Genomic DNA, 16272 nt, shown 5'->3' with positions numbered 1-16272 from the left:
GCGAACCGCCTCAACTTTTAATAAGCCACCGTAAACCGCGCCTGCGTGAACTGCGGATCCTCCACCTCATCCAGCATCGCGACCGCATAATCCTCTACCGAAATCCGGCTTTGATCCCGTTCATCCACAACGAGTTGATTCATGCCTATACGGAATTGCCCGGTCCGTTTCCCCGGCTCGATCACCGCCGCCGGACTGAGCACCGTCCATACGATGTCCGAGTCGCGATAAATTTGATACGCCTCTTCATGGGCCCGGGCCAACGGCCGGATCTCGTCCGGAAATGACGGCGTCTCCAGGAGGCGCACGCCCGGCTCGACCTCAAGTCCCCCGGCTCCGCCAACCGCAATCAGCCGGCGGCTTCCAGCCCGCTTAACGCCTTCGATCAGCGAGCGGGTCGCCTCGGACAGCTCGTTTTCCTCGCCGAAGCGAGGTCCGTAAGCGCTGACCACCACTTCGCAGCCCTCGGCGGCCGCGGCCACCGATTCCGGGGAAATGATGTTGCCGGTCACAACGCGCAAGTTTTCCCGACCGGCCGTATCGCCCAGTTTCCCGGGATCCCGAACCACCGCCGTCACCTCATGTCCGCGCCGCAGCGCCTCCTCCAAAACGGCTTTGCCGATCGTGCCCGTACTACCGAAAATCGCGATTTTCATATTTTTAAAGCTCCCTTCATTTTTATAAAATGAACCGCCGACAAGGATATGGAGCGCCAGAACCCGGTCACGGAGGCCAGCACCGCGTTTCCCGGGATTTGATGCTGTTCTCTTGCCGCATCCCACGCTTTAGTTCATCTTATCAGGCTCCAATTCACCAGTTAATCAACGATAGTTATAGAGTTCCAAAATCGGCCGTTTTATTGCATGAAGTTCGCCAAATATCAGCCTGCCTTACCGAGCAAAAAGCTCACAATCAGGACGACAAAAACGACTGCGGAAATCAAAACGAACCGGTAATCCTTTTCCTCCAGGAATACAAACAACGAGACGAACACGCGGAAAACTGGAGTCAATATGAGGAGCAACAGCCCCGTTTCGATGACAGCCACCGATTTCAGCTCTACAAGTCCTTGAAAAATGCCCCCAAAGGTAGTGGGGTACGTATCCCCCGGGTAGCCGCTGTTTCCGGTGATTAGATACATGAGCAGGCCTGCAATGATGACAGCTCCGGCGATGACTACGCCGATGCGCAGCATTTTGCTGACGGCCGTCTCCACTTCTATTACCCGGCTTTTTTGCGATTCATTCGGTTCCGTCATGTTAACCCCTCCATCCCTGATAGATCATTTGAAATGCGATATATACCATGACAGGAATGAACAGCTTGCGGATCGTCTTGCTCTTTAGGCGCTGCATGATCCGCGACCCCACCGTAGCCCCGACCAAAACCCCGAGCGCGACTGGCGCGGAAATGACGGGAACGATGTCCCCCCGAAGCAAGTAAATGCCGGCGCTGGCGGCCGCGGTGACGCCCATCATAAAATTGCTCGTCGCCGTCGACACCTTGAGCGGCATTTTCATGAACACGTCCATCGCCATTACCTTGAAGCTGCCGCTGCCGATACCGAGCAAACCGGAGACGACCCCGGCTCCGTACATAACGCCGAATCCTTCATACACCCGGTCCACATTGTACGAAACCGATTTTCCCAGCGCTTTGTCATAGTATTCTCCCGAAAGTCCCAGCTTCTCGGCCACCGGGTGGTTCGGCACATTTTCCGGAATTTCCTGCTTCCCTTTTTTGACCATCGCATAGGCGGAATAGAGCAGCAGCAAAGCAAATATAAAATATAAAAACTTCGGAGCGACTAGCGCGCCGATAAAGGCACCCGTTATCGCTCCGACCGTGGTGGCGATCTCCAGGAACATCCCGACCCTGAGGTTCGTAATCCGGTCCCGGATATACGCTACCGCCGAGCCGCTGGATGTGGCGATGACGGAAATAATGCTCGCTCCGATCGCATGGTTGATGTCAACGCCAAAAAGCAGGGTAAGCGCCGGCGTCACGACGATCCCCCCGCCAAGACCCAGTACGGAACCCACAATCCCCGCCAGGATCGCAATCAGAAAAATTTCAATTACCATCGTAGTCAAAACATTGCATCTCCTTTATGTAAACCATTCTTGCGTTCTCACCCCAAGGCTTGTTCCTCACACAAACCCCGGCCGCCCGTTACTCGCCCCCTCTTCTTTCAAAACTCTCCCAACATATCTTTCCCCTGGCCTCGGGTCATTACGCTCCTACTCTTTACGTTTTAAAATAAACAGTCCTTTCCCTTCTTTCCACTCCGCGTAAGCCGCGTTCTCCAACTCGCCGAACCCCTGCCTCGACAACTCCTTGAGCAACCAGTATTCGTCCTTCCCGATCAGGTCAAGATTCTCAACGTTGATTTTTCCGTCCTCGATCAGACCGTAAGACAGTCCGGCTTCCTCCGACCCGAGCCGAAGATCCCGCCGCGTTACCGTTTCTTCTTCAGGCTTTTTCATAATGCTTAGCGACCCGTTGGCCTCAAATATAGCATAAGCCACCTCGCCTATGAAGAAAACCCCCTGCTGTCTGAGCAGCATCCGAAGCTGGTCGAAATCAAGGCTGTTTTTTCGAAGCTCCTTCAAATCGACTCTTCCGTCGCGGATCAGGATCGAAGGTTTCCCGTCAAGGATGCCACGGGCACGTTTGGCGCGCTGGGTGATTTTCTCGAACAAGAACGACAGCAATCCCCACAAAAACAGGGCGTACAGCAATTCGATAAAACGAACATCCTTCTGATATACGGTGTTGCCTACAAGCTCGCTTAACATGAGCGAAGAAACGAAATCAAACGGCGTTAACTGCGAAATTTCCTTTTTTCCGAGCCAGCGGGTAAGCAGCCACAGCCCGACAAAACCGACGGCAAGCTTGAACGCAATTTGCCCGAAATCCATGACAACCCCTCCCCTACTTAGTTCCTTCTATATACCCTTTAACCCGAAAAGTGAAAAAGCGAGCTTGAAGACGCTTGAAATCCGTCCTGACAGTATGCAATAGTGGTAGAAGGAATATGGAAAGGGTGATTTCGGTGTCATTGTCGGAATGGATGGCCTGGCTGTTGCAGCATAATTCCGCCTCTTTGACCGCGATGCTGATGCTTGGACTTTTCCTCGTCTTGTACGGAACGAACAAATGGGGCTCGGCGCGGAGGGAGCGGACCCGGCTTGATCGGCTTGGCTGCAGCCTGGAGAAGTACGCTGCGGCGCAAAGCGCGCTGATCCAGGAAAACGAACAGCAAAGCCCGCTCTCCGCGGACGAGGAGAGACTGCTGCTTGACCGGCTGCTGGGCTGCCAGGCGGCACCCTATATCACGGAGGATCTGCTCGCGCAAATTTCCGCCTATGCCGGCGACAGGGATAAAGCGCGCTTGCCGCTCCTGCTGAAAACGCTGGAGCGGGAAATCGACCGGTTGTCGGGCGAACGGGACAAGCTCCTCGTCCGGGCGGAAAATCCCGGCCTCGGATACGCGTTGTGGAAGCAGGTGCGTCCCATCATCCCGTTTCTGTTCGCCATTTCCGCACTGTACCTGATCAGCTCGCTTCTGCAAATTTTGAACGGCGAAAGAAATGTTTTGGAGTACGGCTTTGAAGAGCAATTGAATATTTGGTCCCATTTCGGATCCGCGGTTTTCTCCCTCTTGCTGCTTTACCCGGCGCTGATGGATGAACATCGTCCTAACGCAGGCACCCTGCTGCAGCGAATCTGGTCCTTGTTGATATCGGCGCTCTTTCTTCTGCATCTGTTCGGATTGACTTTCGCGCCTTACATACTGACATTCCAGCTTTTGCTCTTTATTGCGGGATTTCGCTTCACCGCCAGCAAGCCGCGAAAGTCGCGGCCTTATGCCGGACGCGATCAATCTCTCACGGAAATTGAGCCCGGACTCCCATCCCCGGATCACGATCAATAAAGATTCCAAAACAAAAACGCCTCCACTTCGACCGGGAAGGAGGCGTTTTTGTTATCTTTTCCGAGCTAAGATTTGCGCAATGCTTTGGCTGCATGTCTGGACGCGCCGGATGATTTGACCGAAGCCGCCGGGCCCAGTTCATACCGCTTGCGTTCCGTCCGTTCAACCTGAACGATCTGCCCTTCATGAATGACAATGTTTAAAGATCCGAATTCCATCTCATTCAACAGCCCTGCGATCCGTTCCAACCAGACTTCATCTACTTTTAACGGTTTAGCCATCATGCAGCCCTCCTAAAATGATCGTTTATTAGTGGTGAACGCTCTTTCTCGTGAACCAGCTCTTCAACAGCAGGGTCACGAGTGCCAGCAGCAGCAGCAGCGAAGCTACCGCGAAAGAAGCGGAGAATTGATACTCGTTATACAAAATCTCGACATGGAGCGGCAGTGTATTCGTTTCTCCCCGGATATGGCCGGAGACGACGGAAACGGCTCCAAACTCACCCATCGCTCTCGCATTACACAATATGATTCCGTATAAAAGCCCCCATTTGATGTTCGGCAGCGTGACCTTCCAGAAAATCCGGAAGCCCTTGGCCCCCAGCGTAACCGCCGCCTCTTCCTCCTGCTGGCCCTGATCCTCCATCAGCGGAATAAGCTCTCTGGCCACAAAGGGGAAGGTGACGAACATCGTCGCCAGGATGATCCCCGGCAGGGCGAAAATAATCTTGATATTGTGGTCATCCAGCCAAGGGCCGAACCAGCCGTGGGCCCCATATACCAGCACGTAAATAAGTCCGCCGATAACCGGAGATACCGCGAACGGCAAATCAATCAAAGTCACCAACAATTGCTTCCCGCGAAAATGAAACTTGGTGATGGCCCAGGCTGCGGCCACCCCGAATATCGTATTGAGCGGTACGGTGATCAACGCGACGAGCAGCGTCAACCGCAATGCCGACAATGCGTCCGGATCCGTAATGGCATCCATATATACGCCGAACCCCTTCTTCAGCGCCTCGGTAATCACAACCGCCAGCGGAAGCACGATCAGCCATAGCAGCACCAGAACGGCCGCGCCGATCAAAATCCATTTCATCGCTCCGGAGGACTGGGTCTTCCGGGCTCTTCCCGTTGAAGTTTTCGTTGAAGCCAAAGGCACGGAACCGGCCATTTGCTTTTCGCCCCTTTCTACGCTATTCCTTTTTGAAATTCGTCCATTCTTGTAAGTTTGCCGTTAACAGGCCAACGGATCATCGCGCTGTTTTGCGAACCCTGCGTTGCAGCGAATTGATCAGAAGCAGCAAGACGAACGAAATCAGGAGGAGGAGGATGGCTACCGCCGTAGCGCCCGCATAATCGAACTGTTCCAGCTTCGTCATAATGAGCAGCGGCGCGATCTCCGTTTTCATCGGCATATTGCCGGAGATAAACACGACCGAACCGTACTCTCCGATGCCGCGTGAAAAAGCGAGCGCAAAACCGGTCAGGAGCGGCGGCAACAGTTCCGGGAACACGACGGAGCGGAAGGTGCGAAACCGGCTTGCGCCGAGCGTCGCGGCCGCTTCCTCCACCTCGGCGTCCAGATCCTGCAGCACCGGCTGCACGGTCCGGACGACGAAAGGAATACCGATAAACATCAGGGCCAGCGTAATGCCGACCGGCGAATAAGCAAGGCGAATGCCCAACGGTTCAAACAACGATCCGATCCAGCCGTTTTGGGAATAGATCGCCGTCAGCGCCACCCCAGCCACCGCAGTCGGCAGCGCAAAAGGCAAATCGATCATCGCATCGAACAATTTTTTTCCGGGAAAATCATATCTGACCAATACCCAGGCTAGCAGCAATCCCAGCACCGTATCGATCAGCGCCGCGCCTGCGGCCGTCAGGAAGCTGATTTTGTACGAAGCCAGTACCCGCGGATCGGTGGCGACATCCCAGAATTTCCCCCAGGTTAGTCCTGTAGAGTTCAACAGCAGCGCGGATAATGGAATTAAAACAATAAGACTGAGATAAAGTACCGTGTAGCCCATCGAGAGCCCGAAGCCGGGCAGGACGCCGCGCTTTGATACACTAGTTTGCATCCACTTTCATCCTTTCATCATCCACGCTCTACGGACCCGTTAAGGTTAAACCCGAAAGCGTGCCTCCGTTTGATACGGTCGGTCATTTAGGGGCATAAATCTGGCTGAAAATGCCTCCGTCGCCAAAATGCTTCGGCTGCGCTTCGGCCCAACCGCCGAACACTTCATCGATCGTGAACAACTTGATTTCCGGGAACTGGTCCGCGAATTGCGTCTTTACGCTGTCCAAGGTCGGACGGTAATAGTTTTTCGCCGCGATGGTCTGGCCTTCCTCGGAATACAGGTATTCCAGGTACGCCTCCGCCACTTCACGCGTTCCGTTCTTATCGACATTTTTATCTACTACCGCAACAGGCGGCTCTGCCAAAATACTCTCGGAAGGATAAACGATTTCGAATTTGTCCGGACCGAGCTCCTCGACAGACAGCCATGCTTCGTTTTCCCAGGCCAGCAGCACATCGCCGAGTCCCCGTTCTACGAAAGTCGTCGTCGCGCCGCGTGCGCCGCTGTCCAGTACCGGAACGTGCTCAAACAATTGTTTGACGAATTCCTGGGCTTTCGCCTCGTCGTTGTTGTTTTGGTGCAAGGCATATCCCCACGCCGCAAGATAGTTCCAGCGCGCTCCGCCCGACGTTTGCGGATTCGGCGTAATGACTTCCACGCCGTCTTTGATTAAATCGTTCCAGTCCTTGATTCCTTTCGGATTGCCTTTACGAACCAGGAAAACAATGGTCGAGGTGTAAGGGGAGCTGTTCACATCGTATTTTTGCTGCCATCCCTCATTGATCAGGCCGTTTTCCTGAATGGCATCGATATCGTAGCCGAGGGCCAGCGTAACCACATCGGCTTTAAGGCCGTCGATCACCGCCCGGCTTTGCTTGCCCGAACCGCCATGGGATTGGTTGATCTTGACCTTCTGTCCTTTTTCCTTCTCCCAGTGAGCCGCAAATGCCGCATTGTATTCTTCGTAAAGCTCGCGGGTCGGGTCATAGGACACGTTCAGTAACTCGACCGTCTTCTTTGCACCGTCGCCGTCTCCCGCTCCGTTCTTTGCCCCGGCGTCCGAACCGCAGGCCGCCAGCACCGCCGTCATCGCCAGAACCAAACTGAGTAAAACTCCCTTTTTCAAACCCTTTTTCATGTCGTATCACTCCAATCTCCATCATTATATTTTCTTTCTGCTGGGCAGTTACCTGTTTTTTGGTTTATACCCCCCGTAATGTAAGCAAAAAAACGGAGAAACGCCTTTGCCGTAATCGGTCAGGCCGAGACGCTACCCGTGTCTGCCTTGGCAAGTAGAGCGTTCCTCCGTCCGTACGGCTAGAACATAATTTAATTATTCCTACCTGTTTAGTATGTTATGGTGTTATTGTAAATGCCCAGGGTATTGTTGTCAAACCTTTTTTTAAATAAAAAATGCCTAAAAGTCCGAGGCTTGGGCGGGGCATTAAATACGTTTCTTGGGCTTAAAATGCCGCTTCTCATGTTTATCCCCGCAGATTAGTCGGAATACATGTACATAAATCTAGCCAATACGTGCCTTAACCCACCACATTCCACATTCTAAATACATGATCTTATGAGTCCGCATACCCGAGTACGTTGCTCATATTAGACATATACATTTGTTCGTTTTGCGCCTGGAACACTAATTATGGTCGATTTATCATACACATTTGCCCGTTTTGCGCCCAGAACGCTAATTATGGTCGATTTTTCATACACATTTGCCCGTTTTGCACCCAGAACGCTAATTATGGTCGATTTTTCATACACATTTGCCCGTTCTACGCCCAAAACGCTGATTGTATTCGATTTATCATACACATTTGCTCGTCTTACGCCTAAAACGCTAATTATGGTCGATCTTTCATACACGTTTGCCCGTTTTGCACCCAGAACGCTAATTATGGTCGATTTTTCATACAGTATTCGGCCAGTATCCCATAAAAAAAGCGATGGCAAGGTTTTTCTCCCCTTACCATCGCTTCTTCCGATTATCTCGCTCGCTCAATCGATCTCCTACTTGCCCTTCGCCGCCGGCACCACGCAGGACGGCTTTGCCAACGCCAGCTCCTGTCCGGTTTCCGTCAGGCTGCCGCTGTCCGCGTCCCTGCGGAACACAACGATATTGTCGCTGAATTGATTTGCGACAATCACGTAGCCGTCCAGCACCGCGAAATTCCGCGGCCACTTGCCGCCGGTGCCCGTCCATTCCGGCGCGTCAAGCGCACCGGTAGCCGGATCGACGGCAAAACGGACGATGCTGTCGTGCCCACGATTGGATCCGTACAAATACTTTCCGTCCGACGAAAGATGGATGTCCGCCGGGTAGTTTTCGCCCGCAAAGCCTTCGGGCAACGTGCTGACATGCCGGATGATTTCCAGTCCGCCTTGCTCCCGGTCGCGGGCATAAATCGTAATCGTGCTGTTCAATTCATTAATTCCATACGCATGGCTGCCGTTCGGATGAAACACAAAATGCCTTGGACCCGCGCCTGGAGGCAACTGGACCGCGCCTTGGCGCACCAGCTTACCTTCCTCGGTCCGATAATACACGATCTGGTCCATTCCGAGATCGGAAACATAAACATAAGCCCCGGCTTCATCCGGGACCGCGCTGTGGGCATGCGCCGCTTCCTGCCGGTCTTGGCGGGGGCCCTGTCCCTCATGCTGCACCAAAGATGTCAGGCCATTCAGAGACCCCTCGCCGTCCAGCGCAAAACGCGCAACATTCCCGCCGGAGTAGTTCGCCGCCAATAACCCTCCGTCCCGGGGAAGCGACAAATGACACGGATCCGCTCCTTCCGTCGGCGCTGTATTAAGCAAGGCCAGTCCGCCATTGGCAGGGTCAACCGCATAAGCGGCAACGCCGCCTTGAGCCTGCTCGCTCACCGCATACAGCCGGCTCGCCTCTTCATTAAGGATGAGGAAAGAAGGATTTTCAATACCCGATGTACTGCCGATGAGCCGAAGCGCCCCCGTTTCCGGATTCAAACCGCAAAGATGAATCCCTTCTTCTTCTTTTGAAGCGTACGTACCTACGTAAATCGGCAATTCTTCACCCGTTCTCAGCTCATTCATTTTCCATCTTCCTCCTTAATCGGCCTTTGGCCTATTCAGTATTATATTTTTTTAGCAGACGATGAACGTCCGATAATTTAATTTCGCGAAAATAGGCCTCAAGCCGTTCCTCGCCCCCGCTCAAAATCAGCTCCATCACGGAGTGAATATTGGATGATACGAGACACGACGACTGCTCGCTGCCCGAACACCATCCGCGTTGCAGCGAGCCGCTCGCAAACATCCGGTATAAATCCCCCAGGGTAATATCATCCAACGAAACGTTCAACCGGTAGCCGCCGCCCGCTCCTTCTTTCGTGGATACGTAGTCCTGCTTTCGTAGCGAAGCAAGCACCTTGCGGACGCGCGCAGGATGCGTCGATACGCTGCAAGCGATCTGTTCGCTGTTCGTCCTGCCGTCTCCGCAGGTGTACAGGAACAGCATACAGTGGACGGCTATGATAAACTCGCTATTCATGTATTTCCCCCCAAGTCGGCATCATATCATGAATATGATATAATGTTCTCGCTTGTCTATGTGAAAAAATTCGAAATTGAAAGGGTACCTTCACATGTTGAATAACATAAACACCACCTATTTGCAATGGTTCGTTACGATCGGCGCGGCCCTGATGGCGATATCCGTGCTCGTGATCCGGTTGAAAGCAAGCCGCAAACCGGTTACGCTCAAAAAAATCATCATCCCTCCGTTCGGCATGGCCACGGGATTTGCCATGTTCATCGCTCCCGAAATGCACATTCCTTGGACCTGGGCGCTGATTTCCTTTGCCGCGGGGTGGCTGCTTTTCTCTTTCCCTCTGATAAAAACCACGAAATTTGAAATCGTCGGGGATGAAGTGTTTGCCAAGCGTTCTCCCGGCTTCGCTTTTATCTTGATCGGGCTGCTCGTTCTCCGGCTCGCGCTCCACGAAGTCGTCGAGCAGTATATCTCCGTACTGCAGACGGGATCGGTGTTCTTCCTGCTTGCCTTCGGCATGATTTTGCGCTGGAGGTTGTTTATGCTAAAAGAATACCGGGCAATTACCGGCATCAAGAATCCCCCGGCTCAGGCATAGCCTCCATAAAATCGGAATCGCCGGACCAGCCTTTGACGATGCACCGGTTGCGGCCCGTATTTTTGGCTTCGTACAGACATTGGTCGGCCAAACGAATAAAACGGTCCTGATCCATCTCTAAAAATGGAGGTATACAGTACCCTCCGATGCTGACCGTGACCTTCCAGGAGGCCGAAGGCCCGGCAAAGGCGATTCCCAAACTTTCAACCGCCACTCTGATTTTCTCGGCAGTCTCATAGGTTTCCCGGGCGTTCAACCCGGATAGCAGTACGGCGAACTCTTCTCCCCCGTACCTTGCGGCAAACCCGTGCACCGTTTTAGCCTCCTTGGAAAGAACCCCGGCAACCTCCTTCAGCACGCTATCACCGCATAAATGTCCAAGCTGATCGTTATAGGCTTTGAACCTGTCGACATCCAAAAGCAAAAGCGAGAGCGGCGTCCGCCTTTCCTCCGGAGCAACCAGTTCCCAGGAGAGGATTTCGTCAAGCCTCCTGCGGTTGGGAATCCCGGTCAAGCTATCTAGTATGGATAAACGAAGGAGCTCCTGATTGACCTGTTCCAGCTTTTTTCCGGATTCCACCAGCTCCTTATGCTGATCCGAAAGCCGGACGAACATCCGGTTGACCTCGTTGACCACGGCGCACAGGACGATCGTTGCCGCAATCACGGAATTGAACCGGGCCAGATACCAGCCGAAGCTGTAGCGCGCCCCCGCAAAAATCGTAAGCACAATATCAAACAGTAACGCCAGCAAGGCTATGGAAATCCACAGATTCAGAAGTCCCCCTGTTTGAAAACGGACAAGCATCATCACTAGGGCGATCAGATTCAGGAGCGCGATAAACGGACCGATTCCGGTGCTTAAAACGTTCCAGTAGCTATCTTCCGAATCGATTAAAGCCGGAAGCATACCGCTTCCCGCTCTCGATATATGGAACAACAATAAAACAAGCATGAAAGTAATGAATAACCCGATGAACGCGGAAAAAGAAACATCTCTTTTGGACATTATGGATTCCCGGTACCGCCTCCCCACATACATATACAACAAAATGCCGGTCGGGAAACCGGCGTGCCAAAAAACCCACATCCAGGCTGAAGTCTGACTGTCCGCACCCAATACCCCATTTTCCGAGAAGACCCCCGGAAACGTAAGAATATGGAGCGCCGTGATCAATCCCGCATATACGTATGTACAAGCCAGAACGAGCAGGGCGGGAACTCCCGAGGCCCGAAACTGGGTGAACAAAAAAAAGGCGGTCAGCAGATCGCCGAAAATAAACAAGGAAATAAGAATAGGAAGAAACGGGCTAAAGGCGGGCAGCGTTTTCGTCCCGAAGGGTATCGCCGTTAAGGATATGATCACAATAAATAAAGCGACCAGCAGAGCAAATCTCCGCTGGTTGCCTGTGGAGGGAATATCGAGTATTTGTGAACCCAGTTTAAAACTATCGCGCATGGAGTTCCCTCCTCTAGTTGTCAGATGCCCAGGTATTAACTCACATTCGTCTCGGCCGGTCTAAGAATCGTAGACCCTATCGCAAGCAAAATGATAGCCATGAGTCCGAGAATGCCGAGCGGCAAAAGGATGCTTGCCGTACTTCCGCCTTCCGACAGCTTCTCCACCGCCTCGATCGCCCATTTTTGCGGGACGAAGTTGGCCGCCTTTTGCATAAAATCGGGCATGAACGATACGGGCCAGAAACAGCCCCCGAGCATACAAGTCGGAGTAATGATCAGGCTGTTGATCATGCCGGCATTTTGCGGATTGCGAATCAAGCCGGCAATGGCGCTGGCGATCCCCATGGACACGAGCATAAAGGCGCCGAGCACGAGGAAATGAAGAAGTAAAGGCACATCATAATCATACCTTAGCACATAGCCGCTAAACAATAGAACAAGCGCAATTTGTGAGATTCCGACGGCAAAGCTGCCGAGAAAATTGCCCAGCGTAATTTCCCAGGCACGAACCGGCGCGCTGAACACCCGGGCCATCGTTCTCCGGCGGCGATCTTCGATCACTTTGCTTACCGTGCTGTTGATGAGCCCCATCAGAAACATAAGCGTAAAGCCGGTCACGACATTCAAGCCCGGTTTGGGATAAAGCTCCAGATCGTGCTTTACCGAGCTCACATTATGCTTTTCCATCTGCTCGAGGACGGACCCGAATACCTTCAAATCCGCTTCACCGGTTGGCTCGGACCGGCCCGTCAGCCCGGCTGCGGAACCGATTCCCATCGTCAATTGCCGCAGTGACACGCGGAGCATGGAAGAGGACTGGCTTGCTTTTAATTCATACATCCGTACCGGTTCCGGTTTCCCGGAAAGCATGCTCTCCGTAAAACCCTTCGGAATCACGAATCCGGCTTCCCCCTTGTTCGCGGTAATCTGTTCTTTCAACTCCGACTCGCTTGCGATTTCCTTCAGCACATAATCCGATTTTCTTAGTTCATTCAGCAAATGCGTACTGGCGATCTCCGCATCTTCGTTCACGTACAGAACCGGGGCCTGACTGTAATTATCCTGCCCCAACAGAGCCACAGCGAGGGCAATGACGATACAGGGCAGCAAAATATGCATGAGAGCTCCCTTTTTCGTGCCGGCAATCTGCCGGATCATGTTCCAGGCTATCGTTAAACTATTCATATTGGTATCCCGCCTTTCTGTACGTAATGATGCCGATCAGCAGAAGCAGCCCGCCGGCGATTCCCAGCATCAGAACATGGCGCATGATCTCTCCCGCATCCGCATCGAGCATAACCCGCAGTATCCCTTGAAGCGCCCAGTGGTTCACGGTAAATTCCCCAAGCTTCTGAATCAACTCGACCGGAAGCGGATTAAAGCCTCCGCTCAAAAAGGTCATCGTGATAATCACGACCTGCACCACCGCCTTGGCTGCCGTCTGGGATTTCGTCAGCAACGTGCACACGACGGCAAGCATCATGGAGCACAGCACCACCAATACGCAGATCGCAAGCAAATATGCGGGATGCGTCCCCCAATTGACGCCATACAACCACGAAGTACCGTATATGATGGTGGCTGCCTGCGCGAGCGTGATGATACTGTTTCCGAAGATTTTCCCTGCAAAAACCGTGAACGGGCTGACCGGCATCGAGCCCAGCCGATATAGCGTCCTACCCTTGATTTCCATATTCAAGCTTTCGCTTACCATAATCCCGGAGTACAGCAGGAACATGATCAGCATGGAGGCAGCGTAGTATTGAAACGACGAATATTGATCTCCATTCTTGTTTAGCGAGGTATCCTGCACGTACACGTCAGCTGTTTTCCCAGCATCGGCGAGCGCAGGGATAACCTTATCGGGACCCAAAACGAGCGCCGTCGATTGCATGCGGTTAACCCCGTCCAAATAAGCATCAAAAATTGCGCCTGCGGTCAGGTTCACGAGATGGTCTTTGCCAAGCAAATACTCCCACTTGGCCGCCTCGCCGTTTGCAACCCGTTCATCGAAACCCTTGGGAATCATGACGGCGTAATCGATTTCCCCGGATCGCAGCAAATTTTCCGCTTCATCGCGGGTTGCGACCGTTTGGACCTCCAGGGACTTCGCGATTTCCGGAGAACCCAGGAATGCGGCCAATCCCGGATCCTTCCCGGATTCTCCGTCTTGGTTGACGATGCCGACGACAATCTTTACTACCGAAGCGTCTCCGTTCGTTCCGACCACCCCCGACAACGCGTTGCCCAAAATAAAAATCAACAGCATCGGAAGCAAAAACAGGTTTATGATGATGCCCCAGTTCGACATAAGCCTCCGGATTTCAAAAGAGACGATCGTCCCTAATTTCATGGCCTTCCTCCTCCTAATCCCGAAGCTTTCGTCCGGTCAGGTTTAAAAACAGCGTTTCAAGGGTTGGCTGTTCGCAAACGACCGAATGGACGACGGCGTCATGCTTCGCGCAAATATACAAAATATCCTGCAGATCGTTTTGCGATGATGGCGTAAACAGCTCCAGATCTTGATCCTGCTGCAGCACCCGGGAAATCCGCGGATGCATCCGCAATTCCTGAAGGGCCGCCTCTCCGATCCCCGTGGCTTTTATTTTTATCTTTTCTTCCCCCGCAACGCGTTCGCGCAATTCCTCCTGAGTGCCGCAAGCGATCACATGCCCTTGATCCATGATGGCCACCCGGTCGCAAATGGCCGAAACTTCCTCCATATAGTGGCTCGTATAGATCACCGTGGATCCCATACGGTTCAATTCCCGGACGGATTCCAAAATATGATTTCGGGACTGCGGATCGATGCCCACCGTCGGCTCATCCATAATAATGAGCTTGGGGTGATGCATGATGGCGCAGGCGATATTGAGCCTGCGTTTCATCCCGCCGGAGAACGTTTTGGGCAGCTGCTTGGCGCGGTCCTCGAGTCCGACAAAACGCAGCGCCTCGGCGGTGCGTTCTTTTAATTCCCGGCCGCGCAAGCCGTACAACTTACCGAAAAAAGCGACGTTGTCGGCGGAAGACATGCCCTCATATAGCGCAAGATCCTGCGGTACCAGGCCGATCCGCCGCTTGACTTCCAGCACCTGCTCCTTCACGGAGATTCCGTCGACGCGGATTTCGCCCTGATCCATCCGCAGCAGGCCGACGATCATATTGATCGTCGTGCTTTTGCCCGCTCCATTCGGACCGAGCAGCCCGAAAATTTCCCCTTGCTGAATGTCCAAATTCAAATGATCGACCGACAGTTTATCTCCATATCGTTTGATGACGTCTTTCATTTCCACAAAAGCCATTAAACTTCACGTCCCTCCGAGATATTCCTCTGATTTGAATTCATTGTACCAAGCTGCGGCGTTCCGCGAAGGTAGAGAACGTCATCATCTGAGAATGACTTTAGTCACCTTCTTCATGTGTTATAATGTAGCCAAATTGAGGAACTACGAAGGAGCTGCGACAATGCCCAAGCGGCTGCTGCTGACGCTGACCTGCGGAATCGTCCTGATTTCCTGCATGGTTGAAATTTATTCGCTGACCGGACATGGTTACGGTTTGTTTGTTCTCCGTTCCTTGTTCTTGCTTGCTTTCGCCGTTGCCGGCTTTCTTGCCGTCACGGAAGCTCCAATTATGGCCCTGGCCGCCCTGCAAATTTTGTACGCGGCCTGGTTCTGCCGGACATACGGAGGGCTGACGGACATTGCAGCCGTCAGCCCGGTCTTTCTCTATTTCCAACTGCCGCCGACCCGGACCCGTTCACGCTGGATTTTGTTGGTTTTCCACCTTGCCGCTCTCAACTTTGCTCTTCAGGGTCAGCCTACGTCATGGATCGCGGTCTGCAATATATTCGTTCTTAGCACCGCATTTCTCCTGGCCACGCTGGGACATGCGGAGCAGAAGAAGGAAACGGCCGAACTGCATTACGACGCCCTGCGTAAGAAGCATTACGAGCTGGACGAAACGCGAAACCGTCTGGTCCTCTTCACGAAACAGGTGGAAGGGGCCGCCCAGGCGGAGGAACGAAACCGGATTTCCCGGCAGCTCCATGACGATGTCGGCCACCGCCTTATCCGGGCCAAAATGATGATGGAAGCCGCGCTCCAGGTCATCCCCGCCGATCAGGAAAAGGGCATGACCATGCTGCGGCAAATCCGCGACCAACTGACCTCCGGGCTGGATGAAATGAGGGCGGCGGTTCGGCGGATGAAGCCGTCCGAGGCTCCGGCCGGGATCCATTCCCTTAGCCGCATGCTGGAGGAGGTCGGCCGGGAAACCGGGATTCGCACCGGGCTGACCGTCGAAGGGAACCCTTATCCCCTGTATCCCAGCCAGGAGATGATTATGTACAAAAATGCGCGCGAAGCGATCACGAACGCACTGAAGCACGGACATCCCGCTTCCGTCACGATCGTCATATCCTACCGAGAACAGGAAATATGGATGGCGGTCAGCAACGACGGCGTCCCCCCGTCGAGCCTCCCGGCCGAAAACGCGGGGCTTGGTCTCACCGGCATGCGGGAACGGTGCATTCTGGCCGGAGGCCGGCTTGAAATCGCCTTGGAGCCGGTATTTACGATAACGACAAAGCTCCCTGTCATCCGTCGCGAAGAAATTATTTGAGAGTTGTTCAAAAACGCTTTGGTACTCAT

At 53.3% G+C, this 16272-nt stretch carries 18 protein-coding genes; 3 read left to right on the top strand and 15 right to left on the bottom strand.

The genetic code is table 11. The features are described 5' to 3' along the window. Positions 1-17: 17 nt before the first annotated feature. From ACSFXJ_RS02945 to ACSFXJ_RS02930, 4 genes are all read right to left on the bottom strand, one after another. Positions 18-656, bottom strand: coding sequence for an NAD(P)-dependent oxidoreductase (locus ACSFXJ_RS02945; protein WP_435923738.1), 639 nt, complete (start codon positions 654-656; stop codon positions 18-20). Between the two features lie 224 nt (positions 657-880). Then, positions 881-1258 (bottom strand): DUF1634 domain-containing protein, encoded by a 378-nt coding sequence (locus ACSFXJ_RS02940; RefSeq protein ID WP_435923737.1) that lies wholly within the window; start codon positions 1256-1258, stop codon positions 881-883. A 1-nt stretch (position 1259) separates the two neighbouring features. Then, on the bottom strand, positions 1260-2084 hold the full coding sequence (locus tag ACSFXJ_RS02935; RefSeq protein ID WP_435925664.1) for a sulfite exporter TauE/SafE family protein: 825 nt from the start codon (positions 2082-2084) through the stop codon (positions 1260-1262). Positions 2085-2240: 156 nt separating this feature from the next. Beyond that, a complete protein-coding gene (locus ACSFXJ_RS02930) occupies positions 2241-2921 on the bottom strand; it encodes a DUF421 domain-containing protein (RefSeq protein WP_435923736.1) in 681 nt (226 codons plus the stop codon). Between the two features lie 125 nt (positions 2922-3046). Between ACSFXJ_RS02930 and ACSFXJ_RS02925 the strand changes: the two genes are divergently transcribed. Then, positions 3047-3937: a hypothetical protein gene (locus ACSFXJ_RS02925; RefSeq protein ID WP_435923735.1), complete on the top strand. Its 891-nt coding sequence runs from the start codon at positions 3047-3049 to the stop codon at positions 3935-3937. A gap of 65 nt (positions 3938-4002) precedes the next feature. Here the strand turns inward: ACSFXJ_RS02925 and ACSFXJ_RS02920 are convergent, their stop codons facing one another. The 7 genes from ACSFXJ_RS02920 to ACSFXJ_RS02890 form a co-directional block, all read right to left on the bottom strand. After that, positions 4003-4218, bottom strand: a complete 216-nt coding sequence (locus ACSFXJ_RS02920; protein WP_435925663.1) for a YezD family protein — start codon at positions 4216-4218, stop codon at positions 4003-4005. 28 nt (positions 4219-4246) lie between these two features. Beyond that, a complete protein-coding gene (gene cysW / locus ACSFXJ_RS02915; protein ID WP_435923734.1) occupies positions 4247-5110 on the bottom strand; it encodes a sulfate ABC transporter permease subunit CysW in 864 nt (287 codons plus the stop codon). 79 nt (positions 5111-5189) lie between these two features. After that, the gene (gene cysT, locus ACSFXJ_RS02910) at positions 5190-6020 is read right to left on the bottom strand and encodes a sulfate ABC transporter permease subunit CysT (RefSeq protein ID WP_435923733.1); all 831 of its coding nucleotides are present in this window, start codon (positions 6018-6020) and stop codon (positions 5190-5192) included. 82 nt (positions 6021-6102) lie between these two features. Continuing rightward, a complete protein-coding gene (locus ACSFXJ_RS02905; protein WP_435923732.1) occupies positions 6103-7161 on the bottom strand; it encodes a sulfate ABC transporter substrate-binding protein in 1059 nt (352 codons plus the stop codon). Positions 7162-7631: 470 nt separating this feature from the next. Beyond that, positions 7632-7985, bottom strand: a complete 354-nt coding sequence (locus tag ACSFXJ_RS02900; protein ID WP_435923731.1) for a hypothetical protein — start codon at positions 7983-7985, stop codon at positions 7632-7634. A 57-nt stretch (positions 7986-8042) separates the two neighbouring features. After that, complete coding sequence (locus ACSFXJ_RS02895; protein WP_435923730.1) at positions 8043-9104, bottom strand: lactonase family protein; 1062 nt, start codon at positions 9102-9104, stop codon at positions 8043-8045. Positions 9105-9135: 31 nt separating this feature from the next. After that, entirely contained in the window at positions 9136-9561 is a 426-nt protein-coding gene (locus ACSFXJ_RS02890) for an Rrf2 family transcriptional regulator (RefSeq protein ID WP_435923729.1), read from the bottom strand. A gap of 94 nt (positions 9562-9655) precedes the next feature. Here ACSFXJ_RS02890 and ACSFXJ_RS02885 point away from each other — a divergent pair, with 94 nt between their 5' ends. After that, positions 9656-10159: a CcdC family protein gene (locus tag ACSFXJ_RS02885; RefSeq protein ID WP_435923728.1), complete on the top strand. Its 504-nt coding sequence runs from the start codon at positions 9656-9658 to the stop codon at positions 10157-10159. On the opposite strand, the gene ACSFXJ_RS02880 is transcribed toward ACSFXJ_RS02885, so the two are convergent. From ACSFXJ_RS02880 to ACSFXJ_RS02865, 4 genes are read right to left on the bottom strand one after another with little or no spacing between them, the layout of a single operon-like run. After that, positions 10134-11618: a sensor domain-containing diguanylate cyclase gene (locus tag ACSFXJ_RS02880; RefSeq protein ID WP_435923727.1), complete on the bottom strand. Its 1485-nt coding sequence runs from the start codon at positions 11616-11618 to the stop codon at positions 10134-10136. The genes ACSFXJ_RS02885 and ACSFXJ_RS02880 overlap by 26 nt on opposite strands. Before the next feature lie 35 nt (positions 11619-11653). Beyond that, complete coding sequence (locus ACSFXJ_RS02875; RefSeq protein ID WP_435923726.1) at positions 11654-12805, bottom strand: ABC transporter permease; 1152 nt, start codon at positions 12803-12805, stop codon at positions 11654-11656. Beyond that, a complete protein-coding gene (locus ACSFXJ_RS02870; RefSeq protein ID WP_435923725.1) occupies positions 12798-13973 on the bottom strand; it encodes an ABC transporter permease in 1176 nt (391 codons plus the stop codon). The genes ACSFXJ_RS02875 and ACSFXJ_RS02870 overlap by 8 nt, the downstream gene beginning before the upstream one ends. 13 nt (positions 13974-13986) lie before the next feature. Next, positions 13987-14922, bottom strand: a complete 936-nt coding sequence (locus ACSFXJ_RS02865) for an ABC transporter ATP-binding protein (RefSeq protein WP_435923724.1) — start codon at positions 14920-14922, stop codon at positions 13987-13989. A gap of 163 nt (positions 14923-15085) precedes the next feature. Between ACSFXJ_RS02865 and ACSFXJ_RS02860 the strand changes: the two genes are divergently transcribed. Beyond that, a complete protein-coding gene (locus tag ACSFXJ_RS02860; protein WP_435923723.1) occupies positions 15086-16243 on the top strand; it encodes a sensor histidine kinase in 1158 nt (385 codons plus the stop codon). Positions 16244-16272 lie beyond the last annotated feature (29 nt).

It is taken from the genome of Paenibacillus salivarius (genome assembly GCF_051307165.1).
In the GTDB taxonomy this organism is placed as follows: Bacteria; Bacillota; Bacilli; order Paenibacillales; family Paenibacillaceae; genus Fontibacillus.
This window is presented reverse-complemented; position numbering and strand designations above follow the sequence as displayed.